Here is a 1303-nt window from a genome sequence, read left to right as displayed (position 1 = left end):
CCACGGCCAACCCCCAGGACCACGACCGGATCCGCCCCTCACACCCCCTCAACGCCGCCTACACCATCTACACCTCCGGCACCACCGGCACCCCCAAGGGCGTCGTCGTCACCCACACCAACGTGACGAACCTGATGGCGTGGGCCGCGGAGTACTTCGGTCCGCGGCGGCTGGCACATGTGCTGTTCACCACCCCCCTGCACTTCGACGTATCGGTCTTCGAGCTGTTCGCGCCGCTGCTGTGCGGCGGCACGGTCGAGGTGCTCGACGACCTGCTCGCCCTCGCCGACCGCCCGGCGGACGCCCCGTCCCCGACGCTGGTGAGCGGGGTCCCCTCGGCGTTGTCCTACCTCGCCGCGCAGGGCTCGCTCGGTCTCCGGGCGGACACCGTGGTGCTGGCGGGAGAGGAGCTGTCGGCTCCGGCGGCGCGCGCGGTGCGGGACGCGGTCGGCGCCGGCACCCTGCACAACTTGTACGGCCCGACCGAGGCGACGGTGTACGCCACGGGCTGGGCGACGGCTGGCCCCGTCGAGAGCGCCCCGCCCATCGGGGAGCCGGTGCGCGGCACGCGGTGCTATGTCCTGGACGCGGGACTCCGGCCGGTGCCCATCGGCGTGACCGGCGAGCTGTACCTGGCGGGCGCCGGGGTGACGCGCGGCTATCTTGCGCAACCGGGCCTGACGGCCGAGCGCTTCCTGCCCGATCCGTTCGGCCCGCCCGGCAGCCGGATGTACCGCACCGGGGACCTCGCCCGGCTGACGGGCGACGGGAAGCTGGCCTACCGCGGCCGGGGCGACGACCAGGTCAAGGTCCGCGGATTCCGCGTCGAACCGGGCGAGGCCGAGGCCGCGCTCCTCGCACACGGCGCGGTGGCCCACGCCGTCGTGGTGGCCAGGACCGACCATGGCGGCACCAACGCGCTGGTGGCGTACGCCGTTCTGGCCGCCGGGGACAGCGCGCCCACCGAGCCGGAACTGCGGGCGCACCTGGCGGAGACGCTGCCGGCGTACATGGTCCCGGCCGCCGTCGTGATCCTGGACCGGCTGCCGCTGTCACCCAACGGCAAACTGGACCGGGCCGCCCTGCCCGAACCGCGCTTCTCCCCTCGCGCCGGGCGGCCCGCCCCCTCGCCTCAGGAGGAGCTGTTGTGCGCGCTGTTCGCGGCGGTGCTGGATCTGCCCGGGGTGGGGGTGGACGACGACTTCTTCGAGCTGGGTGGTCATTCGCTGCTGGCGACGCGTCTGGTGAGCCGTGTCCGGTCGGTGATGGGGCTGGAGGTGTCGGTCCGGGACCTGTTCGAACG

1 protein-coding gene is annotated in these 1303 nt (G+C 73.8%); it reads left to right on the top strand.

The window, feature by feature from the left end; genetic code table 11:
• Positions 1 to 1303: non-ribosomal peptide synthetase (locus RM590_RS35365; RefSeq protein ID WP_311708919.1), on the top strand; the 1303-nt coding region annotated here is incomplete at both ends.

This window comes from Streptomyces litchfieldiae (assembly GCF_031845365.1).
GTDB lineage: Bacteria > Actinomycetota > Actinomycetes > Streptomycetales > Streptomycetaceae > Streptomyces > Streptomyces litchfieldiae.
Note: the sequence above shows the minus strand (reverse complement) of the source record. Positions and strands in the feature narration are given on the sequence as shown.